At 71.1% G+C, this 24,516-nt stretch carries 27 protein-coding genes; 10 read left to right on the top strand and 17 right to left on the bottom strand.

Annotated features, from left to right (window positions below):
- Positions 1–48: 48 nt before the first annotated feature.
- From ACQEVJ_RS07790 to ACQEVJ_RS07780, 3 genes are all read right to left on the bottom strand, one after another.
- Entirely contained in the window at positions 49–480 is a 432-nt protein-coding gene (locus ACQEVJ_RS07790) for a hypothetical protein (RefSeq protein ID WP_433098627.1), read from the bottom strand.
- A 12-nt stretch (positions 481–492) separates the two neighbouring features.
- Entirely contained in the window at positions 493–1,092 is a 600-nt protein-coding gene (locus tag ACQEVJ_RS07785; RefSeq protein ID WP_433098625.1) for a PadR family transcriptional regulator, read from the bottom strand.
- A gap of 200 nt (positions 1,093–1,292) precedes the next feature.
- Positions 1,293–1,469, bottom strand: coding sequence for a hypothetical protein (locus tag ACQEVJ_RS07780; protein WP_433098623.1), 177 nt, complete (start codon positions 1,467–1,469; stop codon positions 1,293–1,295).
- An 88-nt stretch (positions 1,470–1,557) separates the two neighbouring features.
- Here ACQEVJ_RS07780 and ACQEVJ_RS07775 point away from each other — a divergent pair, with 88 nt between their 5' ends.
- Positions 1,558–1,761: a hypothetical protein gene (locus tag ACQEVJ_RS07775; protein WP_433098621.1), complete on the top strand. Its 204-nt coding sequence runs from the start codon at positions 1,558–1,560 to the stop codon at positions 1,759–1,761.
- Between the two features lie 18 nt (positions 1,762–1,779).
- On the opposite strand, the gene ACQEVJ_RS07770 is transcribed toward ACQEVJ_RS07775, so the two are convergent.
- On the bottom strand, positions 1,780–2,007 hold the full coding sequence (locus ACQEVJ_RS07770; protein ID WP_433098619.1) for a hypothetical protein: 228 nt from the start codon (positions 2,005–2,007) through the stop codon (positions 1,780–1,782).
- A gap of 167 nt (positions 2,008–2,174) precedes the next feature.
- On the opposite strand from ACQEVJ_RS07770, the gene ACQEVJ_RS07765 reads away from it, so the two are divergent.
- A complete protein-coding gene (locus ACQEVJ_RS07765; protein ID WP_433098617.1) occupies positions 2,175–3,515 on the top strand; it encodes a helix-turn-helix domain-containing protein in 1,341 nt (446 codons plus the stop codon).
- On the opposite strand, the gene ACQEVJ_RS07760 is transcribed toward ACQEVJ_RS07765, so the two are convergent.
- Together ACQEVJ_RS07760 and ACQEVJ_RS07755 are read right to left on the bottom strand one after the other, a co-directional pair.
- Positions 3,505–3,783 carry a hypothetical protein gene (locus ACQEVJ_RS07760; RefSeq protein ID WP_433098615.1) on the bottom strand — a complete coding sequence of 93 codons (279 nt, stop codon included), beginning with the start codon at positions 3,781–3,783 and terminating at the stop codon, positions 3,505–3,507. The two genes, ACQEVJ_RS07765 and ACQEVJ_RS07760, sit on opposite strands and share 11 nt — an antisense overlap.
- 31 nt (positions 3,784–3,814) lie before the next feature.
- Positions 3,815–4,468 (bottom strand): HAD family hydrolase, encoded by a 654-nt coding sequence (locus tag ACQEVJ_RS07755; RefSeq protein WP_433098613.1) that lies wholly within the window; start codon positions 4,466–4,468, stop codon positions 3,815–3,817.
- A 177-nt stretch (positions 4,469–4,645) separates the two neighbouring features.
- On the opposite strand from ACQEVJ_RS07755, the gene ACQEVJ_RS07750 reads away from it, so the two are divergent.
- Positions 4,646–5,437, top strand: coding sequence for a class II aldolase/adducin family protein (locus ACQEVJ_RS07750; protein ID WP_433098611.1), 792 nt, complete (start codon positions 4,646–4,648; stop codon positions 5,435–5,437).
- 46 nt (positions 5,438–5,483) lie between these two features.
- On the opposite strand, the gene ACQEVJ_RS07745 is transcribed toward ACQEVJ_RS07750, so the two are convergent.
- Genes ACQEVJ_RS07745 through ACQEVJ_RS07725 form a run of 5 tightly spaced genes read right to left on the bottom strand, consistent with a single transcriptional unit; the run spans position 5,484 to position 11,226 of the window.
- On the bottom strand, positions 5,484–6,893 hold the full coding sequence (locus ACQEVJ_RS07745; protein WP_433098609.1) for a cellulose binding domain-containing protein: 1,410 nt from the start codon (positions 6,891–6,893) through the stop codon (positions 5,484–5,486).
- Positions 6,894–6,928: 35 nt separating this feature from the next.
- Positions 6,929–8,200 carry a beta-N-acetylhexosaminidase gene (locus ACQEVJ_RS07740; protein WP_433098607.1) on the bottom strand — a complete coding sequence of 424 codons (1,272 nt, stop codon included), beginning with the start codon at positions 8,198–8,200 and terminating at the stop codon, positions 6,929–6,931.
- Between the two features lie 5 nt (positions 8,201–8,205).
- Complete coding sequence (locus tag ACQEVJ_RS07735) at positions 8,206–9,024, bottom strand: carbohydrate ABC transporter permease (RefSeq protein WP_433098604.1); 819 nt, start codon at positions 9,022–9,024, stop codon at positions 8,206–8,208.
- A complete protein-coding gene (locus ACQEVJ_RS07730; RefSeq protein ID WP_433098602.1) occupies positions 9,021–9,965 on the bottom strand; it encodes a carbohydrate ABC transporter permease in 945 nt (314 codons plus the stop codon). Before ACQEVJ_RS07730 ends, ACQEVJ_RS07735 begins: the two co-directional genes overlap by 4 nt.
- Position 9,966: 1 nt before the next feature.
- A complete protein-coding gene (locus tag ACQEVJ_RS07725; RefSeq protein ID WP_433098600.1) occupies positions 9,967–11,226 on the bottom strand; it encodes an extracellular solute-binding protein in 1,260 nt (419 codons plus the stop codon).
- Positions 11,227–11,366: 140 nt separating this feature from the next.
- Here ACQEVJ_RS07725 and ACQEVJ_RS07720 point away from each other — a divergent pair, with 140 nt between their 5' ends.
- A complete protein-coding gene (locus ACQEVJ_RS07720; RefSeq protein WP_433098598.1) occupies positions 11,367–12,095 on the top strand; it encodes a GntR family transcriptional regulator in 729 nt (242 codons plus the stop codon).
- Between the two features lie 97 nt (positions 12,096–12,192).
- Complete coding sequence (locus tag ACQEVJ_RS07715; protein ID WP_433098596.1) at positions 12,193–12,717, top strand: DinB family protein; 525 nt, start codon at positions 12,193–12,195, stop codon at positions 12,715–12,717.
- A gap of 76 nt (positions 12,718–12,793) precedes the next feature.
- Here the strand turns inward: ACQEVJ_RS07715 and ACQEVJ_RS07710 are convergent, their stop codons facing one another.
- The 4 genes from ACQEVJ_RS07710 to ACQEVJ_RS07695 all read right to left on the bottom strand — a co-directional run bounded on the left by ACQEVJ_RS07710 (position 12,794) and on the right by ACQEVJ_RS07695 (position 17,048).
- On the bottom strand, positions 12,794–13,654 hold the full coding sequence (locus ACQEVJ_RS07710; protein WP_433098594.1) for an endo alpha-1,4 polygalactosaminidase: 861 nt from the start codon (positions 13,652–13,654) through the stop codon (positions 12,794–12,796).
- Positions 13,655–13,834: 180 nt separating this feature from the next.
- Positions 13,835–15,160, bottom strand: coding sequence for an ABC transporter substrate-binding protein (locus ACQEVJ_RS07705; protein ID WP_433098592.1), 1,326 nt, complete (start codon positions 15,158–15,160; stop codon positions 13,835–13,837).
- Positions 15,161–15,162: 2 nt separating this feature from the next.
- Positions 15,163–16,062, bottom strand: a complete 900-nt coding sequence (locus ACQEVJ_RS07700) for a carbohydrate ABC transporter permease (RefSeq protein ID WP_433098590.1) — start codon at positions 16,060–16,062, stop codon at positions 15,163–15,165.
- 62 nt (positions 16,063–16,124) lie between these two features.
- Positions 16,125–17,048, bottom strand: coding sequence for a carbohydrate ABC transporter permease (locus tag ACQEVJ_RS07695; protein ID WP_433098588.1), 924 nt, complete (start codon positions 17,046–17,048; stop codon positions 16,125–16,127).
- A gap of 194 nt (positions 17,049–17,242) precedes the next feature.
- On the opposite strand from ACQEVJ_RS07695, the gene ACQEVJ_RS07690 reads away from it, so the two are divergent.
- The gene (locus tag ACQEVJ_RS07690) at positions 17,243–18,166 is read left to right on the top strand and encodes a carbohydrate kinase family protein (protein WP_433098586.1); all 924 of its coding nucleotides are present in this window, start codon (positions 17,243–17,245) and stop codon (positions 18,164–18,166) included.
- Positions 18,163–19,467 carry an alpha-glucosidase/alpha-galactosidase gene (locus ACQEVJ_RS07685; protein ID WP_433098584.1) on the top strand — a complete coding sequence of 435 codons (1,305 nt, stop codon included), beginning with the start codon at positions 18,163–18,165 and terminating at the stop codon, positions 19,465–19,467. The genes ACQEVJ_RS07690 and ACQEVJ_RS07685 overlap by 4 nt, the downstream gene beginning before the upstream one ends.
- Before the next feature lie 11 nt (positions 19,468–19,478).
- Here ACQEVJ_RS07685 and ACQEVJ_RS07680 read toward each other — a convergent pair whose 3' ends face one another.
- The gene (locus ACQEVJ_RS07680) at positions 19,479–20,270 is read right to left on the bottom strand and encodes a DeoR/GlpR family DNA-binding transcription regulator (RefSeq protein ID WP_139577120.1); all 792 of its coding nucleotides are present in this window, start codon (positions 20,268–20,270) and stop codon (positions 19,479–19,481) included.
- Positions 20,267–21,580: a hypothetical protein gene (locus ACQEVJ_RS07675; protein WP_433098582.1), complete on the bottom strand. Its 1,314-nt coding sequence runs from the start codon at positions 21,578–21,580 to the stop codon at positions 20,267–20,269. The genes ACQEVJ_RS07680 and ACQEVJ_RS07675 overlap by 4 nt, the downstream gene beginning before the upstream one ends.
- A 226-nt stretch (positions 21,581–21,806) precedes the next feature.
- Between ACQEVJ_RS07675 and ACQEVJ_RS07670 the strand changes: the two genes are divergently transcribed.
- The 3 genes from ACQEVJ_RS07670 to ACQEVJ_RS07660 are packed head-to-tail and all read left to right on the top strand — an operon-like array spanning position 21,807 to position 24,480.
- Positions 21,807–22,700 (top strand): SIS domain-containing protein, encoded by an 894-nt coding sequence (locus ACQEVJ_RS07670; RefSeq protein ID WP_433098580.1) that lies wholly within the window; start codon positions 21,807–21,809, stop codon positions 22,698–22,700.
- Complete coding sequence (locus tag ACQEVJ_RS07665) at positions 22,697–23,635, top strand: 1-phosphofructokinase family hexose kinase (protein ID WP_433098578.1); 939 nt, start codon at positions 22,697–22,699, stop codon at positions 23,633–23,635. Before ACQEVJ_RS07670 ends, ACQEVJ_RS07665 begins: the two co-directional genes overlap by 4 nt.
- A gap of 20 nt (positions 23,636–23,655) precedes the next feature.
- Positions 23,656–24,480, top strand: a complete 825-nt coding sequence (locus ACQEVJ_RS07660; protein ID WP_433098576.1) for a class II fructose-bisphosphate aldolase — start codon at positions 23,656–23,658, stop codon at positions 24,478–24,480.
- Positions 24,481–24,516: the final 36 nt, after the last annotated feature.

Here is a 24,516-nt window from a genome sequence, read left to right as displayed (position 1 = left end):
TGTCGACATCCCCCGGACCGGCCCCGCCGGGCCGATCCGGGGGCCTCATCAGTGGCCGTCGAGCAGGCGGACCGGGCAGCCCAGCTCGGCGCCCACCCGGTCGAGCAGTACGGCGAGGCCGTCGCGTGTCCGTGGCCTGAGCTGCCGGAAGAACCCGTTGGCCAGCGGCACTCCCCAGCGCAGGCTCTCGGCCACGTTGCGGACCTGGTGGACCAGCAGCGTGCCGGCCGGATCGGGCGCGAGGCGGTACTCGCCGCGCCACCACCAGCCGCCCTGCGCGGCCAGCAGGTCCGGACCCACCTCGACCGTCATCGTGTGGCCGGGCGCGGCGAGCACGAACCGGCCCGGCCCGCCCGTGAGCGTTCCGCCGTGCTCCGCCAGCGCGAAGCAGTTGCCACGCCCCACCGGCCCCGGCCGTACGCGCAGGAGCAGGCCGGCTTCGCGGTGGTCGGGTCCGGCGCCGGCCGGATGTTGGCGCATCCGGCCGGCGCGTCACTGTCGGTCGAGCTGTCCGGTGTTCGAATCGGCGCTCCAGGAGACCTGGCCGGACCTGATCTCGGCGAGGGTCGCGCGGACCCACTCCAGCTCGGCGGCCTTCATCGCCCGGTCGTACTCCACTTCGAGGACCAGCACGCGCGGCAGGCCGGAGCCGGTGAGCGCCGAGATGTGCGCGTCGGCGGAGACGATCGCGCCCTCCAACGTGGCGGCGCGGGTGCTCAGCGCCCGCTCCGCCTCGGGGACAGGAAGGCATCCCATCAGCGACACCGCGGCCAGGAAGACCTTGGTGTCGCTGTCCGGCTGTTCCAGCAGGCGACGGAGTCGGGTGCTCAGCTCGGCCCGCCCCTCCTCTGTCACCCGGTAGACCGTACGCTCCGGCCGGCGGCCCTCCCTGCTGGTCTCCACGGGGGCGATGAGCTCCTCGCGGGCCAGCCGGTCGACCGCGTGGTAGAGGCTGCGCGGCAGCCCGCCGATGTAGTCCTTGTGCGTGTCGATGACGAACCGGTGCAGCTCATAGGGGTGCGCGGGCCGTACGGACAGCAGGGCGAGCACCGTGAGCCCGACCAGGTCCCTGTCCGCCCGTCCTCGCGCCATGACTCCCTCATTGCCTTATTGCAATTCGCACTATAGCGAGACGCATCCGAGCGGGGAAGCCCTCCGGGAGGCCGGCACAGGCCGGGGGCGCCGCCCGACGAGGCACAACGCCTCGGGCTCACGCGCCGGAGAGCCGGGACCAGGGGCGCACCCGTCGATCACCTTCGGAGACGCCAACGAGGGCGACACTCACCTGCTGGTCACCTGCGGCAGGTGCAGATGTACGCGGTGAACGAGGGCAGGCGTTCAAGCGCCGCCTGATAGACGACCTGTGGAAGGCCCGCGCGGCGACGGCCCCGAAGTCCCTCGTCCGAGTTCTTCTCACGCCGGTGATCCTCGACGCCGTACGGAAGGAACTTCGGCGGCAGACGGGACACAATGCGGACGAGAAGGAGATCGAGCGCATCCTCCAGGCGGAGGTCCTTCGGCCCGATCTTCTCGCCTGAACAGCGGAGGGCCGGACTGATGGACCTGTTGCAGATCAAGTTCTGGGAAGCGGGCGACTACCGGCCGGGCATGAAGGGGCACGAACGCCGGTGCAGTTGGGGCGGGTCGTCGTGCCCGTCGCCGGCCGAGTTCACCGTCACCGATCGCGCAGGCGCCAATAACGGCGCCTGCGCGGTCCATGTCGTCGACTACATCAGGGACCGTCTCCGGCACGGCCGCTGACCGCGTCGGCAGTCCTCGTCACGCGGTGGTGGCGGGGTCGGCGGCGAACGCGGCGGTCAGCTCGGCCTGGGCGACCAGAGCGGCGGCGAGGGCCTCGGGGTCGTCGGCGTCGAGCGTCATCGCGCATCCCATGCGGATCGCGTCGAGGTCCACCGACCCACGCCTGGTCGCCCACCAACGGCCGACGTCCGACCGCCAGATGATCCAGCCGGCATGGACCCGTGCGATGTCCTCCAACGTGGTCATGTCACCCATCTCCAACGGCTGCTCGCGGAAGTGGGCCAAGCTAAGCGCTTTTGAAGCGGTTGGAGTATCAGCCAGAGGACGTCCAATCACAGCCAGTAGCCACGCGAACACAGATTCTCCCGTAGTGTCAGCGTGTCACGCTGACACAGTGTGCTGGGGGGTGCGACATGCCGGCCAACCACCGCCATCCGCCGAACCGCAGGCTCGCGTGGGAACGCCTGCAGCTCGGGTGGTCCTACGAGGAGCTGTGCGAGCGCATCCGTACGTCCATGCGGTCGTGCGACGAGAAGGACACCGGCCTGACGGCCAACACGGTGCGGCGGTGGGAGACCGGCGAGCGGTGGCCGGATCCGCGCTACCGCAAGCATCTCGTGACGATTTTCGACAAGCCCGCGAGCGAGCTGGGACTGCTCACCCCCGACGAGATGGCCATGCGGCCGGTCACGGAGGTGGTGGACGAGATACGGAGGCTGCTGAGCATGATCGTCGCAGAAGGCATCGACCGCTCCACGTTCCTACGGGGGCTCCTCAGCGCGGGCGTGCTCGCTCCGCTCCTCGGTGAGGGCGGCGAGCGTCTTCCCGCGGCGGTGGAACGCGGGCGCGGGGTCGACGCCGAGTCGGCCGAGGCGTTCGCCCGGGTCGTCGACAAGCAGGCCGCCCTCTACTGGACCTCGCCGCCGGACGACATCTTCCAGGCGTCGGTCGCGCACACCCGGCTCGGCATGAGCCTGCTGCGGGCGGCGCCGGAGGGAGCGGTCCGGCAGACGCTGGCCGAGGCGGCCGCGCGCTCGGCCCTGCTGTCGGGCAGGGTCGCCTTCTTCGACCTGAACGACAGCCCCACCGCGGCGCGACTGTACCGGATGGCCCTGTCGGCCACCCGGGAGTGCGGCGACCATCCGCTCGCCGCCACCGTGCTCGCCCACGCGGCGTTCGTGCCGGGGTTCGAGGGCCACCGTACGGACGCGCTGGGCCTGCTCGACGCGGCGTTCGCGCACGCCTGGCACGGCGTCGGCCCGCTGACCAGGGCGTGGCTCCACTGCGTGGCGTCGGAGATCTCGGCCCGCTGCGGCGAGCCGAAGGAGTGCATGCGCCACATCGACCGCGCCGACCAGATGGTGGACGCCGGCGGCGACGACCCGCCCTGGCTGGACTTCTTCGAGCGGGCCAGGCTCGACGGCTTCGCCGGCTACAGCGCGCTGACGGCGGGCAACCACGAGGAGGCGACCCGCCGGTTGCGCAAGGCGCTCGACGACCTGGGCGCGAACGGCGGCAAGCAGCGCTCGGTGCTGCTCGCCGACCTCGCCGCCGCCCACGCCCCCACCGACGGCGACCAGGCCGCCGAACACCTCAGGCAGGCGGTCGAGGCGCTCGAGGACCAGTGGTACGCGATCGGGCACGACCGCGTCCGCAGCGTGCTGAAGGTCCTGCCGTCCGCGGCGGACACACGGGCGCTGGACGAACGGCTGACCGACCTCGGCCGTTCCAGACACCCCGAGCTCACGATGTGACGGCGACCCCCGCCCGCCACGCCGCGCGCAGCGCCTCGATCTCCGCCGGGGAGCTCTCCCTGGCGATGTACGGGATGTCCAGCAGGTGTCGCGGCGCGGCGGCGGACCGCCACTCGCGCAGGCGGGCCACCTCCGCCGCCGCCTCCCGCTCGACCGGGGCCAGGAACTCCAGCACGGTGAGCGAGCGGCCGCCGTCGAGAATCTCGGCGAGCGCCACCCGAGGCAGGTACGGGTTGCCGGGGCAGCGGCGGCAGAGTTCAGCCGCCACCCCAGCACCCTAGAGGAGGCCGGTCGAGCGATCAGTCGCCGTTGTGCTTGCGGATCAGGGCGGGCAGTTCGTCGAGCGAGTCGACGTGGAACAGGCACGCCCGGGCCGCCGCCTCACCGCGGAGGATATGGCCCCACGGACCCCGCCGTACGAACGCGGTGCGCAGCCCTGCCTTCTGGGCGGGCCGGATGTCGTTGTCGAGGCGGTCGCCCACATAGAGGACGGACTCCACCGGGCAGCCGGCCTCCGCCACCACGCGGTCGAAGAAGGACACGTCCGGCTTCTCCACACCCCAGCCGTCGGAGGTGCCGATCACGTCCACGGGCAGGTCGAGGGCGCGCAGGATGCCCTCGGCGCGGGCGGTCTGGTTGCCGGCGAGGCCGACGCGCAGCCCCATCTCCCGCAGCTCGGCCAGGCACGGCCGGGCGTCGGGGTAGAGGTTCTCCTCGCCGAACGTCTCGGCCTGGCCTTCCCTGGCCCGGCGCTCCCGCTCTGTGTGGAGGTCGAAACCGGGGCGGAAGTGCTGGAAGGTGTCCCGGTAGTCGCCGCCGCGCGCGATCACGGCGCCGAACACGGCGGAGAAGGTGTGCCGCGGGACGCCCAGCCAGTCGGCCCAGGTGCCGTACTCGCGGGTCTCGTCCACCAGGGTCTCTCCGACGTCGAAGAAGACGGCCTCCAGCCGCATTGGTACCTCCCGTCTCTCACGCTGCATGCACCTTACGCGTATACGGTCAGACTCCACTGCCCTGTTGGACAGGACCGAAGCCATGAGGAAACCGAAAAGGATTCGGTCCGGCATGGACAGGAGACGGGGGCCGGAGACAGGCTGGACGGGTACGCCTCACGAGCCTTGGGAGCCGCGATGAGCCTGTCCGACCTGCAGCCCGTGCCCGCCGACCAGCTCGCCTTCCGGCTGCCGCCGACGTTCGACACCGTCGAGGAGGAGCGGCGCCACCGCAAGGAGCGGCTCGCGGCGGCGCTGCGCCTGTTCGGGAGGTTCGGCTTCGAGGAGGGAGTGGCGGGCCACATCACGGCCCGGGACCCGGAGCACACCGATCACTTCTGGGTGAACCCGTTCGGGATGTCGTTCAAGCAGATCAAGGTCAGCGACCTGATCCTGGTCAACCACGAGGGCCAGGTGGTGGAGGGCCGCTACCACGTCAACCAGGCGGCGTTCGCCATCCACTCGATGGTCCACCAGGCCAGGCCCGACGTGATCGCCGCCGCCCACTCCCACTCCGTGTACGGCAAGGCCCTCTCGGCGCTCGGCACGCTGCTTGAGCCGCTGACACAGGACGCGTGCGCGTTCTACGAGGACCACGCCCTGTTCGACGACTACACCGGGGTGGTCGTGGAGACCGAGGAGGGCCACCGCATCGCGCAGGCGCTGAGCTCGCACAAGGCGGTGATCCTGCGCAACCACGGGCTGCTGACCGTGGGCGACAGCGTGGAGGCGGCGGCCTGGTGGTTCATCACGATGGAGCGCAGCTGCCAGGCGCAGCTCGTGGCCAAGGCCGCCGGGCCGACGGTGCCCATCTCGCACGAGAACGCCAAGCTCACCCACGGCCAGATCGGCAACGACTTCGTCGGCTGGATCAACTTCCAGCCCCTGCTGGACCAGATCCTCGCCTCCGACCCCGACCTGCTGGACTGAAAAAGGCCCGGGCCCCGCCGGGACCCGGGCCGGAACGGCTACAGAGCTACGGCATCGGCACGGTGTCCTTCCACGTGGTGCCGGCGCTCCGGAACGCGTTCACCCTGGAGGTGATGTCGGCCGGAGCCACGACCTCGTTCTTGCTGAAGTAGAACCAGTCGACCTGCTGGGTGTAGGCGCGCGGGGTGGCGCTGCCCAGCAGCCCGCCGCCGATGAACCAGAGGTTGAAGTTCACCGACTGCGGCGTCTCCGGGTAGTAGTCGCCGCCGTGCTCGGCGAACAGCGTGCCGTCGATGTAGTAACGGACGGTCCCTCCGGAGACCTGGAGCACGAGGTCGTGCCAGCCGGCGTAGCTCGCCGTCCGCTCGGTGTGCGTGTTGACCGCGAGCCAGGGCTCGTTGCGGTAGGTCTCCCAGGTGGTCGTGTACATGATCGGGCCCTGCGCGCCCCAGCCGCCGTTCGGCAGGTACTCGAAGTCCTGTTCGCTGTAGTCCGGGTCGAGGTCGTACGCCAGGGGCGTGATGGTGAAGAACGTCTCCACGATGTTGTCGCCGTCCGGGCCGCTGTCGGGGGCGTCGGAGAACTTGATCCGCGCGGCGTACGTGCCCTCGAAGAACTTGCGCTGGTGCAGGAACTCGGCCTGCGAGGTGCCCCCGGCGGTGCCGTCGGTGGCCGCCCGCAGTTGCATGGCCTTGTTGCTCCCGCTGACGACGGGGAAGCTGACGTTGGACGCCGGCCAGCTCGCACCGGGGACGCCGGGGCCGCCGCTGTTGGTCCGCACGGTCCAGTTGTGCGCCGCGATTTGCGGGTCCGACGAGGAGGCGTAGGCGAAGTCGTCGAAGACGACCCCGCTGCCGCCGCCCGGCCCACCCGGCGACGGCGAGGTGGAGGGCGACGGGGACGGCGAGGGATCGGTCACGCCCGCGGGCGGGACGCCCCACACCAGCGTGCCGCCCTGGTAGACGGCGACCTTGTCCCAGTCGCCGTACGTCGTCCGGGCGGGGCCGAAGGAGTAGTCGTCGCTCTGCCTGATGGTCTGCCAGTCGGACCGGTAGAAGCGCAGTTGCATGTCGCCGGTCGAGGCGCCGGCCGCCAGGCTGCCGGAGGTGAAGCCGACCTCCAGGTAGCGGTCGGCCGTGGCGGTGCCGGGCGAGATCGTCTGGAAGGCGCCGGTGATGGTCGAGCAGGAGACGACCGCCCACGAGCAGGCGAAGCGGTACTGCTGCGCCGGCGAGTCGGCGGTGAAGTAGTAGCGGATCTTCACGGTGTTCAGCGGCACCGCCGTGGTCCCGCTGTTGACCAGGTCGAACCACGGCTCCACCTGATCGGCGGTGGCGCCGGTGGCGCTGGTCTTGTAGCGCAGGCGCAGCGACTGGGCCGCCTGCGCGGGCAGGGCCACCGCGAGCGCGGCCAGCAGGACGGCCGCGAGGCCGCCCCACAAGAGCTTCCGTAACACCGCAGTCTTCCTTTCGTGGGGGGTGGTTGCGGAGTTCAGGGGATGACCGGCCCCGGCCGGACGCCCAGGGACTCCAGGTGGGGGGTGAGCCTGTGGAGGAAATCGCGGTAGTCCCCCGCCGTGCCCCACGCCACCTCGGCGAAGGCGCACAGCCGGGGGAAGGCCATCGCCTCGACGTGCTCGGGCGTGGGCATGTACTCGGTCCAGAGCTGGCACTGCACGCCGAGGATCCGGCCGGTGGCGCCCTCCGGGGCCGGGGGCGGCGTGAACCCGTAGACGTCGGCGAGGGAGAGCATCCGTCCGTGCGGCCCCGGCGCGTCGGCGGGATAGTCGAAATAGGTGCTGGTGTGCGGGGCCAGCACGACGTCGAACCCCTCGATCGCCGCCCGCCGGCCGCTCTCGTGGTCGAGCCACGTCATCGCCGTCACATCGGGAGCGCCTCCGGGCCCGTCGTACCAGTGGATCGGGCGACGGCCCCGGGAGGTCACGTACGCGCCGACGGTGGCGGTGAACCACGCCCGCGCCGCCTCCGGGCCCGGCAACCCGAGCTCGGCGACCCGCCGCAGCGCCGCCTCGCTGCGCTCCCACTCCTGCGACGGGCACTCGTCGCCGCCGAGGTGGACGTACTCCCCCGGGAACAGGTCCATGACCTCGTCGAGCACGTCCCGGCAGAAGCCGATCGTCGCCTCCTCCAGGTTGAACACGTGCGGGCTGACCCCCCACGAGTCCCAGACCGGCAGGAGGCGCGACGGATGGTTGCCGAGCCAGGGATAGGCGGCGATGGCCGCCTGGGCGTGTCCCGGCATCTCGATCTCGGGCACGATCGTGACGAACCGGTCGGCGGCGTAGGACACGATCTCCCGGATGTCCTCCTGCGTGTAGTGCTCCCCGCTCACCTCGGTGAGCCGGGGATAGCGCTTGATCTGCAGCCGCCAGCCCTGGTCGTCGGTCAGGTGCAGGTGCAGCCGGTTGAGCCGGTGGACCGCGAGCAGGTCGATCAGCCGCAGCACGAAGTCCTTCGGCATGAAGTGCCGGGCGACGTCGAGCATCACCCCGCGCCAGGAGTGCGCGGGCCGGTCGACGATCCGGCACAGCGGCGCCTCGGGACCGAGCGCCGCCAGGGTGCGCAGGCCGTAGAAGCGCCCCGCGGGTCCTCCCGCGGCGAGTTCCGCGCCGTCGGGGGTGACGTCGATCCGATACCCCTCCTCCCCCAGCAGGGGATCGCCGGGCGCGTGCCGTACGAGGCCGTCGTGGAGCGTGACGGTTCCCCCGAGCACGGCCACCTCGCGGGGCCGCGGAATCATCATGTGGGTCATCCCTTCACCGCGCCCGCGATCATCCCGGAGGACACGCGGCGCTGGAGCACGAGGAAGACGAGCAGGACGGGAAGCATGAACAGCGTGGCGGCGGCCATGGTGGCGCCCCAGTCGGTGCCGAAGACGTTGCTGAACCCGGACAGCCAGATCGGCAGCGTACGGTCGCCCTGGTCCTTGATCATGAGGGCGTTGGCGAAGGCGAACTCGTTCCAGGCCGTGATGAAGCCGAACAGCGACGTGGACATCAGGCCGGGCGCGAGCAGCGGCAGCACCACCCGGCGAAACGCCTCCGCCCGGCCGCACCCGTCCATCAGCGCGGCCTCCTCCAGCTCCGGCGGAACCGCCGCGATGAAGCCGCGCAGCGTCACGATCGTGAACGGCAGCGTCGTGACGAAGTACACGAGCGTCAGCGTCGGCAGCCGGTCGAGCATGTCCGCGTCGCGGGCGATGATGTAGACCGGCACCAGCAGCGCCGACCAGGGAGCGGTCTGGGCGACGAAGACCATCAGGATGAACCCGCGCCGCCCCGACCAGCGCAGCCGGGCCACGGCGAAGGCGGCCGGCAGCGCCACGACCAGCGCGAGCAGGACCGCGCTGAGAGTGACGGCCAGGCTGTTGCGCCAGAACGTCCAGAACCCGGCGGCCCGTACGGCCGTGGCGAAGTGGTCGAGGGTCGGCCGGGCGGGCCAGAACGCCGGGGTCTCGGTGAGGATGTCCACCGTCGGCTTGAACGCGGTGATCACCATCCAGTAGACGGGGAACACCGACACCGCCAGCACGCCCAACGCGGCCAGATTCAGCGTGACCCTCTTCACGCTGCCTCCTCCCGGAACATGCGGCGCAGGTGGACGCCCAGCACCGCGAGCAGCATCAGCACGGTGAGCGTCGAGACGGCCGACCCCAGGTCGTACCGGTGCAGCGACTGCGCGATCTGGAACGCGTAGACCGGCAGCGTGGCGGTGGCGCCGCCGGGGCCGCCCTTGCTGATCGCCCAGATCTGCGCGAAGCAGGTGAAGACCCAGATGACCTCCAGCGACGTGATCAGGCCGAACAGCGGGCGCAGGATGGGGAACGTGACCCGGCCGAAGACCTGCCACGGCCCGGCCCCGTCGATCCTGGCCGCCTCGTACAGCTCGCCGGGGATGGTCGTGAGCCCCGCGTAGAGGGTGAGCGCCGCGAACGGCACCGACTGCCAGACGACCAGCGCGACCAGGATCGCGAACGTCGCCCCGCCGTCGGCGAACCACGTGTAGTCGCGGAAGGACTCGAAGCCGAGGCGGACCAGCAGCCAGTTGACCACTCCCAGCCGTGACTGGAAGAGCCACTGGAAGATCGTGGTCGCGGCGAGCACCGGCGTGGCCCAGGTGAGCACCATCCCGCTCATGACCGCCAGCCGCATCCGCCGCCCGAGGTGCGGCAGCATCAGCGCCACGGCCGTGGAGATCACCATGATCAGCACGACGTTGGCGGCGGTCCACAGGAAGGTCCGCCGCACGACGGCCCAGAACTCCGGCCCGCCGAGGGCCTCGGCGTAGTTGGCCAGCCCGGCGAAGTCCGCTCCGCCCCTGATCAGCTCGCCCAGCCGGAAGTGCTGGAAGGAGATCACGACGCTGCGGGCCAGCGGGTAGACGAGCAGGCACGCGAACCCGGCCAGGGCCGGCGCCACCAGCAGGTAGGGCCAGAGCGCGCCTTTCCTGTGGGTTCTCGCCTCGATCGTGAGGGCGGGACGGGCCGTACGGGCGAGGGTGCGCGCCATGTCAGGACTTGGTGTTGAGGATGGCGGTGATCACGTCGGAGGCGGCCTTCGCCTCGGTGGCCGCGTCGCCGCCGGTGAGCACCTTGGTCATGTACTCCTTGATGACGTTCCTGGCCTCCACGGCCGCCCAGTTGGGCGAGTTGGGCGTGGCGTGCCCCACCGCGGCCCCCGCCGCCATCGCCGCGGTGGCCTCGTCGCCGCTCAGCACCCCGGCGTACGAGGTGCGGTTGGGCACGTAGCTCATCTCCTTGGCCATGTCGAGCTGGAACTTCTCCCCGGCCAGGGCCTTGACCACCTCGTACGCCTCGTCGGGGTGAGTGGACGCCTCGGGGATGATCAGGTCGGACCCTCCGGTGAAGACGGCGCCCGGTTTGTCCGCCGTCTTGCCGGGGATCGGGAAGAAGCCGAGCTTGCCCTTGAGGTCCGGGTTGGCCTTCTCGATCGCGACCGCGCCGCCGGGAGCGGAGATGATCTGCGCGACGTCGCCCTTGCCGAACACGTCGGCCTGCGGCGGCCTGGCCTCGTCGGAGTCTTTGGGCCCCTTGCCGAGCGCCTGGAGGCGCTGGTAGAACGCCATCCCGGCGAGCGCCTGCGGCGTGTCGAGCACGCCCTTCCAGCGGTCGCCCTCCTTGGCGGCGAGGTCGCCGCCCTCGTCCCAGACGAACCCGGCGAACGTGTACCAGTTCTGGCCCGGCAGGTAGATGCCCTGCACGCCGCCCTTGTTCAGCTTCGCGGTGACGTCGATCCACTCGTCGCGGGTCTTCGGCGGGGTGGTGACGCCGGCCTTGGCGAACAGGTCCTTGTTGTAGACGACCACCCGGTTGGCGGCGTACCAGGGGATGCCGTACTGCCTGCCGTCGATCTTCCCCGGCTCGGCCAGGCCGGGCAGCCAGTCGGAGCCGCCCAGGTCGGCGGCCTTGCCGGTGAGGTCCGCGACCCCGCCGCTCGCGGCGTACTCGGCGACCTGGGTGTTGCCGACCTCGATGACGTCGGGCGCGTCCTTGCTGGCCAGCGCGCTGGTGACCTTCTGCCCGATGCCGTCCCACTCCTGGATCTGGACGTTCAAAGTGATCCCGGGATGCGACCCCTGGAAGTCGTCCGTGAACCGCTTCACGATCGCGTCCGACAGGCTGTCGCGCATGAACCACACGGTCAGCGTGGTCGTGCCGGTCTTTTCGGATGTCCCGGGCTCGGACGCCGAACCGCAACCGGCGAGCGCGAGGGTGAACACGGCCGCCGCGGCGAGGAGGCGGTACCTCATCGGCCCTCCCAGTGGTCAGTTATTGGTAAACCGTTGAGAGGAGAGTGGTCTTAACCAGTCGGGCTGTCAAGAGGCGAAATTTCGGATATTCGCAGGCACGATGAGGGGAGGAGTGGTCAACTACTGGTAAGGTCGGGGACGTGCAGAGACTTCCAGTGGGCCTCAAGCGCGACCGAGTCAGAGACGTCCTGCTCGACCTGATCGCCGACAAGGAGCCCGGCACCGCCATCCCCTCGGAACGCGACCTGTCCCGGGAGCTCGGCGTCTCCCGCCCGACCCTCCGCGCGGCGATCGACGGGCTCGTACGGCAGGGCATGCTCGTGCGGGAGCACGGGCGGGGGACGTTCACCGGGCGCCGGAAGGTCACCCAGCCCCTCGCGGCCGGCGACGACTCCTTCCACGCCCCCGCCGCCGAGGGCAACTGGCTCAGCCGCATCCTGGAGTTCGACTCGGCCCCGGCCACCGCCCGGCTCGCGCACCGCCTGCAGGTCTCCCCCGCCGACCCGGTCCTGCGCGTCGTACGGCTCCGCCTGGTGGACGACGAGCCGATGGCGATCGAGCGCATCCACCTGCCGCAGCGCCTGGTCGAGTCCCTGCGGCCCGACGACATGGTGTCCGGCTCGTTCTACCGGTTCCTGCGCACGAGGTTCGGCATCGACGTCCGCCGCGCCACCCAGAGCATCGAGCCGACCGTCACCGACGAGACCGAGGCCGAACTGCTCGGCGTCCCCCAGCACGCCCCGGCCCTGCTCATCGAACGCACGGCCCGCGAGGCCGGCGGCCGGGTCGTGGAGTTCACCCGGTCCATCTACCGCGGCGACCGCTACCGCATCACCTCAGAGCTGCACTTCGACGACTCCTCCGGCTGACCCGGGCGCATCCGAGCAGAGGATCCGCACGCGGGTTCGCTGACAGCGTGGGCGGGGGTTCTTGCCGGGGGCTCGGCGCGCTCCGTACGGTCCGGGCATGGCCACTCTTCCTTCGACCGAACCCGCACTGGCGGTGGTGCGGGCCGCCACGGGCGACGAACGGCAGGTCCTGGAGGCGTTCCTCGACTTCCTCCGCGCGATGGTCGTCCGCAAGGCCCAGGGGCTGTCCGAGCAGGACGTACGCCGGCGTCACGTGCCGTCGGCGACGACGCTGGCCGGGCTGGTCAGGCACCTGACCGTGGTGGAGCGGAACTGGTTCTGGCGGGTGCTGGCCCAGGACCCGGCCATGGCGCCTCCTTCGGAGAAGGACGCCGACAGGAGCTTCGCGGTCGGCGACGACGACACCATCGAGGCCCTGATCGCGGCGTACGAGCAGGCCTGCGCCGGCTCGCGGCGCATCGCCGCACGGTTCCCGCTCGACCACGAGGTGCCGCACGAGCAGGTCGACTCGATCTCGTTGCGCTGGATCTACGTTCACATGATCGAGGAGACCGCGCGGCACGCCGGGCACGCGGACATCCTCAGGGAGCTCACCGACGGCGCCACCGGATCCGTCGTCTGAGCGCCCTGCCTCGGTGGACGACGAGGACGCCGGACCCTAGCGGGGCCCGGCGTCCTCAACGTGGCTCAGCGGGCGATCAGCGGCAGGCGACGCGGTAGGCGTCGAGTTCGAGGCGCTTCTTCAGGGAGTTGAAGTTCTGCGCGTTGGCCTTGGTGCAGAACTTCGAGGTGGCGAGGTCGTACTCCACGTTGAAGACGGCCTTGCCCGCCTTCACGAACTGGTCGAGGCCGTAGTCGCCGTTCTGCGCGGTGGTGCACTCGCTGAACTCCCAGCACTGCTCGTTCAGCGCCCAGTCGAAGTACGGCAGGAGCTGGGGGATCTGCTCGTTGTCGTTCTTCAGGCCGGCCGACAGCCCGCGGGTGTGGGCCTCGTTCGCGAGCCAGGCGTTGTAGCGGAGCTGATCGTCCGCGGTGAGCGGGAACCCGGTCTTGTTCGTGTAGCCGTCGACGTTGTCGAACTCCACGGCGTCGAAGCCCTTGGACTTGCACATGTCCAGCCGCGCCCGCATGATCTGGCCGAGCGTGCCGCCGTACTGCCGGATGTCGAGCCAGCGCTCGCCCGCCCAGCCGTCGAGGGCCTTGCCGAGCACGGAGGCGGGGAAGGCACCGGCGTCGGGCCGCCAGTCCTCGTACGACCCGGCGCTGATGTAGCAGACGACCTTGCGGCCGGTCTTGGTGGCGTGCAGCCGCTGGACGGTCGCCGCCGTGGCGTTGAAGCCGTCGATGTCGTACATCGCGACGTCCAGGAACGGCTCCGCCGGCACCGAGCTGAGCTGCCACTGCCAGCTCGTGTTCAGCGCGGGGTGCCAGCAGCCGGCGCACGAGACGGGGCTCGGCAGGGCCGCCGCCGCGTTCGCGGCGGCCTGGGCGCCGAAGAGCGCGCCGAGGAACGCCGTGGAGGCGGCGAGCATCGCCACCAGGTATCGGAGAATGCGCATGTTCTTCCTCGCAGTGAGATCGGCGGGGCGCATGCGTGCTGTTCCGCACTCTCCACACCGCCCCGCCCCCGGGGGATGCTCTCGACGGTGTGGAGTGGCGTGGCCCAGGCGAATCGGCAGGGCGCACGCCAGCACGGGGAAGGGAACCTCCTCTCCCTCTCCGGGACTCTCGGGGCGCGATCAGCCGCCGGAGAACAGGGCGTTGACCTTCTGGTTGGCCGCGGTCAGCGCGGTGCGCGCGTCCTTCTGGCCGAGCCAGACCTCCTCCATCGCGGTGGAGACGATCTGGTTGATCTCGTCGCCGTGGTCGCTCACCGGCAGCAGGAACGTCCCGCCGGGCGCCTTGGCCTCGTCGACGAACAGCTGCACGTCGCGGCCGGCCGCCTTGTGGGCCTTGAGCGCCCGCTCGACCGAGGAGGTGATGGCCGGGAAGACCACCGCGTTGTCGGCGACGATGTCCTGGCAGGCCGTGGAGCCGAGGAACTTCACCCACTTCCAGGCGGCGTCCTTGTGCTCGGTGCCCGCGTAGATGACATCGGCGAGGCCGTTGAAGGCGGACTTGCGGCCCTGCGGCCCGGTCGGCAGCGGCGCGAAGGCGAACTTCTGCGACTTCGAGTCCAGGTAGCTCCTGATCATCCAGGAGCCGGTGATGCCGAGCGCGCCCTTGCCCGCGTTCAGCATCGTGTCCGGGCCCAGCGAGGTCGTCTTGTCGTACGGCGTGGCGTAGCCCTTGTCGGCCAGGCTCCTGAACCAGTCCGCGGTCTCGGCGAGCTTGGGGCTGTCGTAGAAGTAGCGGGTGCCGAACGGGTTCTTGTCGATGAAGGAGAAGCCGTTGGAGACCGCCAGGTCGCCCCAGCCGTTCTGGCCCTGCGAGCCGTCGTTCAGCTCGGGCACGATGCCGTGCACGGCGATCTTGGTCTTGTCGAAGCCGGGCTCGTCGCCGCGCTTGCCGTTCGCGTCCACGGTCAGGCGGGCGATGGCCTTCTCGAAGGTGCCGCCGTCGGCGGGGTTCCACGTCAGGTCGGACATGTCCACGCCCGCCTTCTTCGCCATGTCCACGTTGTAGACGATCGCGATCGTGTCCCAGTCCTTGGGCAGGCCGTACCGCTTGCCGTCCTTCACCCAGAGGTCGGCCAGGCCGGGCCAGTACTGGCTCAGGTCGATCTTGTCGGCCGTCACCATCGGCTGGATGTCCAGGAGCTGGCCGTTCGCGACGAACTGGGGATAGTACGACGCCTGCATCGTGATCACGTCGGGGGCGCCGCCGGAGACCATCTGGGTCGTGAGGTTCTGCCAGTACTGGTCCCACGCGCTCTGCGAGATCTTGATGGTGATGTCCGGGTTGGCCTTGTGGAACGCGTCGGCGCACTGCTGGTAGGCGCCCTGCTGGACGTCGTCCCACAGGCCGTACGTCAGCGTGACGCCGCCGGCGTCCGCCGAGCCGCCGCCCCCGCCGCAGGCCGCCGTCAGGAGCAGGGCGGTCACCGCCATGAATGCCTTCTTCACCGTTAACCCTTCATGCCGGAGAACTGGATGGAGTCCACGAGGCGGCGGCCGAAGAAGACCACCAGCAGCAGGACGGGGACGACCGACAGGGCGGAGCCCGCCATCAGGCCGGTCCAGTCGGGCGAGGTGTTGGGCGACTGCTTGAGGAAGATGCCGAGGGCGGCGGTGAGCACGCGGGTGTCCTCGCCCGGCGCCACGAGCAGCGGCCACAGGTAGTCGTTCCAGGTCCACACCGCGGTCGTCAGCGCCAGGGTGAACAGCGGTCCCTTGGTCATGGGCAGCACCACCCGCCAGAAGACGGTCCACGGCCCGGCTCCGTCGATGAACGCCGCCTGCTCGACGTCCCTGGGGATGCCGAGGAAGAACTGGCGCAGGAAGAACACCGCGAACGGCGTCATGAGCAGGCTCGGGGCGACCAGGCCCTGGTAGGTGTTGAGCCACCCGAGCTGCTTCACCAGGGCGAAGTTGGGCAGCAGCGTGAAGATCGGGGGCACCATCAGCGCGGCGACGAACACGTTGAACAGGGCGTCCCTGCCGCGGAAGCGCAGCCGCGCGAACGCGTATCCGGCCATGGCGCAGAAGAGCGTCTGCGCGCAGGTGATGAGGCCGGTGTAGACGACGGAGTTGCGCAGGTAGAGGAAGAAGCTCAGGTTCGCCCCCGACCCGCCGGCCGCGCGGGCCTCGTCCCGGCTCACCAGGCCGAGCACGCGCTCGAAGTTGATCAGCGTGGGGTGCCGGGGCAGCAGCCCGGCGTTGTCCAACGGCAGTTCCGGGCCGGGCGTGATCGCGGTCCGCAGCATCCAGTACAGCGGGAAGAGCGAGATCCCGAGGGCGAGGATCAGGCAGATCCAGGCCGGCAGGCGGCGCAGCCGCCGGCGGCCCACGCTCACCGGCGCACTCATGCCATCTCCTCGCCCGGCGGCTCGGAGCCGCATGTGTTCACCGATTCGCTCGCTTCGCTCGCTCATGCGAGGTCCGATCGGGAGGCGCGCAGGAGGCGCATCTGGACGAAGGTCAGCAGGCCGAGGATGAGCACCAGGCTCAGCGCCAGCGCCGAGGCGTACCCCATCTTGAAGTGGGTGAACGCCTCCTCGTAGATGTAGAAGTAGACGACGCGGGTGGCGTCCACCGGTCCTCCCTTCGTGGTCACCGCGACGGTGTCGAACAGCTGGAACGAGTCGATCAGCGAGACCACCAGGACGAACGCCAGGATGGGACGGAGCAGCGGCAGCGTGATGCGGAAGAACTGGCGCACCTCGCCGGTGCCGTCGAGCGCCGCCGCCTCGTAGATCTGCTGCGGCACCAGCAGCATCCCGGCGTACAGCAGCAGCGTGGTGTATCCCGTGGCGCCCCAGGCGTTGATCACCGCCACGCTCGGCATCGCCAGCTCGGGCGAGGTCAGGAAGCCCTGGTTGTCCAGGCCGAGGCTGACCAGCAGGTGGTTGAGGAAGCCGATGTTGGCGTCGAGCAGCCACATCCACAGCAGGGCCGAGGTCACGTTCGGCACCAGCCAGGGCACGACCAGCAGCGAACGGAGCACGAGCGACCGGGTGAGGCGGTGCATCAGGGCGGCAAGGCCCAGGCCCAGGACGATCTGCATCCCGACGGTGAGCACCACGTAGTAGGCGGTGACCTTCAGCGAGTTCCAGAACAGCGGGTCGCGGACGAGCTCGGCGTAGTTGTCCAGGCCGACGAACCCGGGCTCGGACAGCAGGTTCCAGTCCGTCAGCGAGTACCAGGCTCCGCGTACGGCCGGATAGACATAGAAGGCGGCGAACCCGATGAGCACGGGCGCCAGGAAGACCAGCGCCACCCTGCCGTCCCCGCGTCTGCGGCGGGGCGGGGCACCGCCGACGGTCTCCGTTTTCGTGAGGGTCGCGGTCGTCATCGTCGCGGCATCTCCAGACCTCCTGGGACCACCGGGACGAGCCGGTGCGGGCGGGATGTTGGAGACCATAATGGTCTCTTTCGAAACCTTGTCAACACCTTCGAAGAAGCCAAATTCATCCCCTTTATGACGCGTTTTGGGCCCATATCGCAAGACTTGACAAGTTATCGAAGGTGCTGGGACCGTTCCGGTCCATGGGGAGACCAGATTTCGACCTGCTCGTCGTCGGTGACGCGAACCCCGACGTGGTCGTCACGGGAGCGCCACGCGTTCCCGAGTTCGGCCAGCGCGAGCGGCTCGTCGAGGCAGGCGCGCTGGTGCTCGGCGGATCGGGGGCGATCACGGCCTGCGGCGCGGCCCGGCTGGGCCTGCGCACCGCCTTCGCCGGCCGGGTGGGCGACGACGCCGCGGGCGCGTTCGTGCTCGACGTGCTCACCCGCAGCGGGGTGGACGTCTCCGCCTGCGTGGTGGACCCCGGCGCGCCGACGGCCCTCACCGTGGTGCTGGCCGACGGAAGCGACCGGGCCATCCTGACCGCGCCGGGTTGCCTGGACCGGCTCGAACCGGGCGACGTGCCGGCGGCGCTGCTGGAACGCGCCGCCCACGTCCACGTCTCGTCCTACTTCCTGCAGCCCCGGCTCGCCGCAGGCCTGCCCGCCCTGTTCCGTACGGCACGGGCGGCGGGGGTCACCACGTCCCTGGACACCAACGACGATCCGTCGGGCCGCTGGCAGGGGCTCGACGAGGTCCTGCCGCTGACCGGCGTCCTACTGCCGAACGATCGCGAGGCCCTCGCCATCGCCGGACGCGCAGACGGCGACCTCGAAGGCGCCGTACGCGACCTCGCCGCCCGGGGCACCACGCCCGTGGTCAAGTGCGGCGGCGACGGCGCGCTGACGATCCACGAGGGCGAGCCGGTCCGCGTGCCGGCCGCCCCGGCCACCGTGACCGACACGGTCGGGGCCGGCGACAGCTTCAACGCCGGCCTCCTCGCGGCCCGCCTGCGCGGGCTCCCGCTCCGCCGCGCCCTGGAGGTCGCGGTGGCCTGCGGCACCCTCTCCACCCGAGCCGCGGGGGGTACAGCGGCGCAGCCGACCTGGGAGGAAGTCACCCGATGAGAAACCCGAAGATCGTCTTGATCGGCGCGGGAAGCGTCGTCTTCACCCAGGGCCTGCTCGCGGACCTGCTGGCCTTCCCCGAGCTGCGGGAGGCCAGGATCGCGCTGCACGACATCGACGCCGAGCGGCTGCGGGTCGCCGAGACCGTCGCGCACCGGATCGCGGCGGCCCGCGGCGCGCGGCCGGTGGTCACCGCCGACCTCGACCGGCGGGCCGCGCTGGACGGCGCCGACTTCGTGATCAACATCATCCAGGTGGGCGGGCACGACGCGACCGTCACCGACTTCGAGATCCCCGCTCGGTATGGCCTGCGGCAGACGATCGCCGACACGATCGGCGTCGGCGGGATCTTCCGGGCGTTGCGCACCTTCCCGGTCCTGGACGCCCTCGCGGCCGACATGGCCGCCGTCTGCCCCGACGCCCTGCTGCTCAACTACACCAACCCGATGGCCATGAACGTCTGGTATCTCAGCGGCAAGGTGCGCAACGTCGTCGGCCTGTGCCACTCGGTGTACTGGACCATGCGGGGGCTGGCCGACCTGGTGGCCGTGCCGTACGAGGAGGTCGCGTACCTGGCGGCGGGGGTGAACCACCAGGCGTGGGTGCTGCGGTTCGAGCGGGACGGCGAGAACCTGTACGAACGGCTGGACGCGGCCATCGGGCGCGACCCGGAGCTGCGCCGCCGGGTGCGGGTGGAGATGTACCGGCGCCTGGGCCACTACCCGACCGAGACCAGCGAGCACTCGGCCGAGTATCTGCCCTGGCTGCTGCGCCACGACGGCGAGATCGACCGGCTGCGCATCCCGGTGGGCGAGTACGTGCGGATCAGCGAGGAGAACGTGCGCGAGTACAAGCGCACCCGCGACGCCGTACGGCACGGCGGGGACCTGCCCGTGGAGGGCACCGGCGAGTACGCCCCGCAGATCATCCACAGCATCGTGACCGGCACCCCGCGCGTGGTCTACGGCAACGTCGTCAACGACGGGCTGATCGCCAACCTGCCGCCTGGGTGCGTGGTCGAGGTGCCGTGCGCGGTGGACGCGACCGGGGTGCTGCCCACCCGGGTAGGCGCCCTCCCGCCGCAGTGCGCCGCGCTCAACCGGGCGTACGTGAACGTCAACGAGCTGACCGTGCGGGCCGCACTGGAGGGACGGCCGGAGCACGTGCGGCACGCCATGATGGTGGATCCGAACACGTCGGCGACGCTGTCGCTGGAGGAGATCTGGCGGCTGTGCGACGACCTGACCCGGGCGCACGGCGACCTGCTCCCGGAGGCGCTGCGCGCGACCCTCGCCGAGTGACGCCCGTCCCCTTAGGCGGCGATCTCCACCTTGAGGCCGCGATCGCGGAGCACGGCCACCGTCGCCGGGTCGGCCGACTCGCCCGTGATGAGCAGGTCGATCTCCGACAGCGGGCAGATCGGCGCCATCCCGATCGCCCCGAGCTTGGAGGAGTCGGCGACCACGATGCGGCGGCCTGCCGCCCGCAGCATGCGCTGCTTCATCTCCGCGTCGGGCAGGTTCACGTTGGTGATCCCGACGTCCGGGTGGACGCCGCCGCAGCCGATGAACACGGTGTCCACCCGGATGCCCTCGATGGCCTTGCCGCCGAGCGGATCCACCAGGGAGTGCTGCTGGCGGCGCAGGCTCCCCCCGGTCACGACGACGGCGAAGCGGGGCAGCGCGGGCTCCAGTTCCAGCGCCGTACGCAGGCCGTTGGTGAAGACGGTGACCTCGGTGAGGTCGGCCCGGGCGACGAGCTCCCTGGCCACGTAGGCGGTGGTGGTCCCCGCGCCCATCATCACGCTCTCCCCCGAGCCGACCAGCCTGGCCGCCGCCTTGGCGATCAGCGCCTTCTCCACGGCCGCCGTGCCGAGCGACAGCTCGAACGACGGCTCGGTGCGCCGCGGCGGCCCGGCCGCGACGGCCCCGCCGCGGACCCGGCGGATGCGGCCCTGCTCCTCCAGCGCGTCAAGGTCGGCGCGTACGGTGACGCTGGAGACGCCGAACGCCTCGGCGAGCTCGGCGACCCGGGCGAACTCCTGCTCCATGAGCATGCCGAGCATGCGCTCCCGCCGCACCTCCGTGGGCATGGAGTCGGTCATGGCCTGCTCCCCGCCGGACGGACGCCCTCCGGCAGCAGGTCGCCGTGTGCCTCGATCAGCTCGTCGCAGAGCGCCTCGATCGCGGGCAGGGGCAACGTCGCGGCGGTGTTCGGATCGAGCATCGCGGCGTGGTGGACGTGCCTGCGGTCGCCGTCGAGCACGGCGCGCACGGTCAGCTCGACGACGTTGAGGAACGTGCGGTTGAGCGCCACGAGCTGGATGGGCAGCTCTCCCACCGGCCGGGGGTGGACGCCGTCGGCGTCGACCAGGGCGGGCACCTCCACGCAGCAGCCCTCGGGCAGGTTGCCGATCAGCCCCTGGTTGGGGACGTTGACGTAGACCTCCTTCTCCTGACCGGTCAGCATGGCCAGGAGCGCGGCGGCCGCGGGCTCCTGGTGCTGCCAGCGCACCAGCAGCGACCGGCCGGCCGACAGCGCCCGCCGCGTCTCCTCGTACAGGTGCAGGCTGTGGCCCACCCGCCGCAGGTACTCCTCGGGGCGCACCCCGAGGCGCGCGGTCTCCTCGCTGTGCCGCATGAACCACGGGACGTATTCGGCGGCGTGCTCACTCGACTGGGTCGGGAAGTAGCCGAACCGGCGATACAGCTCCACCCGTACGTGCCGCCGCAGCTCGGTATCGGCCTCGAGCACCTCGTCGAGGTCGGGATACAGCGAGCGGCCCTCGGCCTCGAACCGCAGCACGAACGACTGGTGGTTGAGACCGGCGCTGAGGAACGTGACCTCATCCAGCCCCCGGCCGACGAGATCGGCCAGGTACGCGTGCGTGTCGCAGACGGCATGGCACACCCCGGCGAACCGCTTGAAACCGGTCGCCTCCCGCACCGCCCAGCCCGTCATCGCCATCGGGTCGCTGCAGCTCAGCAGCCAGGCGTCCGGGCACAGCTCGGCCATCTCGCGGCCCAGCTCGACGAAGACCGGAATCGTCCGCAGCCCGCGGAAGATGCCGCCGATGCCGATGGTGTCGCCGATCGTCTGGCGCAGGCCGTACCTGTGCGGGATCTCGAAGTCGCGCAGGGTCGCCTCGAACCCGCCCACGTCGATGTGGCCGACCACGAAGTCGGCGCCCTCCAGCGCCCTGCGCCTGCCCAGGTGCGTGACGATCGTGGCCACCGACCCGGCTTCGGCGTCGAGCGCGCGGACCAGGGCCTCGGCCGTCGCGAGCTGCCCGGGGTTCTCGTCGTGCAGCACGATCTCCAGCTCGCCCCGCAGCGAGGGGGCGAGGAGGAGATCGGAGACCACCCTGCGCGTCAGCTCCACGTCCCCGACGCCGACGAAGACGATGCGCGCCATCCCCACCTCCCGCCCGGTACGTGCGCGAAGACTACTTCACCCAATGCTCCCACGCACCCCGTGAAAGGACGATGCGCGATCTTGCTTGAAATCCATTGGTTCCGCGCATTTCGCGTCGTCACCCGTCCTGGTCCGTTGGCGTTCACAGTGACCGTACAGTGCCCTCCATTGCTCGAAACTGCTCGATAGTGCTACAAATCTTGCATCAATGAGCACAGGAGCGCCCGTGAGTCACACCGAGACCGAGATCGCGTCCCAGCCCGCCTGCTGGAGCCGAGCCGCCGGCCTGTCCTCCTCCGGTGCCCTGCCGGCGAGGGGCGAACGGGTGGCGGTGGTCGGCTGCGGCACCTCGTGGTTCATCGCCCAGGCGTACGCCGCGCTCCGTGAGGGCGCGGGGCACGGCGAGACCGACGCCTTCCCCGCCTCCGAGGCCCCGATCGGCCGTCGTTACGACAGGGTGCTGGCGCTCACCAGGTCGGGCACCACGACCGAGGTGCTCGACCTGCTCCGCCGCATCCGCGAGCAGGGCGGGGAGCGGGCGCGGACGGCCGCGGTCACCGCCGACCCGCACACGCCGGTCATGTCCCTCGCCGACGAGGTCGTCGTCCTCGACTTCGCCGACGAGCGGTCGGTCGTGCAGACGCGGTTCGCCACCGCGCAGCTCGCCATGCTGCGTGCGCACCTCGGCGAGGACCTCACCGGGGCGATCGCCGACGCGGAGCGCGCGGTCGCCGAACCGCTGTCCCCCGATCTCGTCGCCGCCGAACAGTTCTCCTTCCTCGGCACCGGCTGGACGTACGGCCTGGCACGGGAGGCGGCGCTGAAGATGCGGGAGGCCTCGCAGTCGTGGACGGAGGCCTACCTCGCCATGGAGTATCGCCACGGCCCGATCAGCATCGCCGCGCCCGGACGCGTCACGTGGGCGTTCGGCCCGGTCCCGCGCGGGCTGCGGGGCGAGGTGGAGGCCACCGGCGCCACGTTCGTGGAGGGCGGCCTCGACCCCATGGCCGAGCTGATCCGGGTGCAACGGCTCGCGGTCGCCAGGGCGCACGCCCGCGGTCTCGACCCCGACACGCCGGCGCACCTCACCCGATCGGTCATCCTCTCCGAATCGCCGTGACCGGCGTGATCCTCACCGTCACGGTGAACGCGGCGCTCGACGTCACCTACGGCGTCGACGACGTCGACTGGGACGGCGTCAATCGCGTGCGCGGCGTGCATCGCAGGGCGGGCGGCAAGGGGGTCAACGTGGCCCGCGTCCTCACCGCCCTCGGCCACGAGGTCCTCGCCGTCGGCCTGGCCGGCGGCCCGACCGGCGAGGCCCTGCTCGCCGACCTGGCCGCGGCCGGGGTCCCCGCCGCCTTCACCCTCATCGCGGGGGACACCCGCACCACCCTCGCCGTCCGCGCGGCCCGGCGGACCACGCTGTTCAACGAGCCCGGGCCGCTGGTCACCCCCGAGGAGCTGGCCCGCTTCCTCGACGCGTACGAGCGGGCCCTCGGCCGGGCGTCCGCCGTGGTGATCTCCGGCAGCCTCCCGCGCGGAGTGCCCGCCGACCTCTACGCCACGCTGGCCGGCGTCGCCGCCCGGCACGACGTGCCGGCCGTCGTGGACGCCGACGGCGCTCCCCTGCGCCACGCCCCCGCAGGCCGCCCCGCCGTGCTCAAGCCCAACGCCGAGGAGCTCGCCCGCGCGCTGCGCCCGGACGCCGGGGAGGCGGTGGACATCGCCGCCGGAGCCCGGCTCCTGCGGGACGAGGGCGCCGGGTCGGTCGTGGTCTCACTGGGGGCGGACGGCGTGCTCGCCGCGACCCCGGAGGGGACCTGGCGGGCCCGCATGCCCTACCGGGTCGAGGGCAATCCGACCGGCGCCGGAGACGCGCTGGTGGCGGGACTGGCGCTCGGCCTGGTGGAGGGCACGCCGTGGCCCGAACGACTCCGCCGGGCGGCCGCCCTCGGCGCAGCCGCCGTCGCCGCCCCCGTCGCGGGTGACTTCGATCCCGGCGTCTACCGGCGCGTCCACCCCGACATCACCGTCGAACCTCACCACCCCTGACCGGACCTTCGGAGGCCACCATGCCCCTCGCCGGCATCGGCGACATCATCCGCGACGCGCCCCTGGGCGTGGGCGCGTTCAACGTGATCCAGCTCGAACACGCGGAGGCCATCGTCGCGGGTGCCGAGACCGCCGGCGTCCCGGTGGTGCTGCAGATCAGCGAGAACTGCGTGCGCTACCACGGCGCGCTGGCCCCGGTCGCGCTGGCGTCGCTCGCCCTGGCCAGGGCCGCCGCCGTTCCGGTGGCCGTCCATCTCGACCACGCCACCGACAGGTCCCTGGTCGAGGAGGCCGTCGGCCTGGGCCTCGGCTCGGTGATGTACGACGCGTCCGCCCTGGACCACGAGGCCAACGCGACGGCCACAGCCGAGGTGGCGCACTGGTGCCACGAGCGCGGGGTGTGGGTCGAGGCCGAGCTCGGCGAGATCGGCGGCAAGGACGGCGTGCACGCCCCGGGCGCCAGGACCAGACCGGACGAGGCCGCCGGCTACGTCGAGAGGACCGGGGTGGACGCCCTGGCCGTCGCGGTCGGCAGCTCGCACGCCATGACCACGAAGGACGCCGTGCTCGATCTCGGCCTGATCGCCGAGCTCCACGCCGCGGTCCCGGTCCCGCTGGTGCTGCACGGCTCGTCCGGGGTCCCGGACGAGACCATCCGGGCGGCCGTACGGCACGGCATGAAGAAGATCAATATCGCGACCCATCTCAACAAGGCGTTCACGGCGGCGGTCCGCGACCGCCTGACCGCCGACACGTCCGTGGTCGACTCGCGCAAGTACCTCAAGGCCGGCCGCGACGCGGTCACCCGGGAGGTCGCTCACCTCCTCGGCGTACTGGCCTCGTGACAGAGCCCCCGGCGCACGCGACCCGGTGTGCGCCCG

This window comes from Microbispora sp. CA-102843 (genome assembly GCF_050936215.1).
GTDB lineage: Bacteria > Actinomycetota > Actinomycetes > Streptosporangiales > Streptosporangiaceae > Microbispora.
The sequence above is the reverse complement of the archived record's forward strand: the minus strand, read 5'-3'. Positions and strand labels throughout refer to the sequence as shown.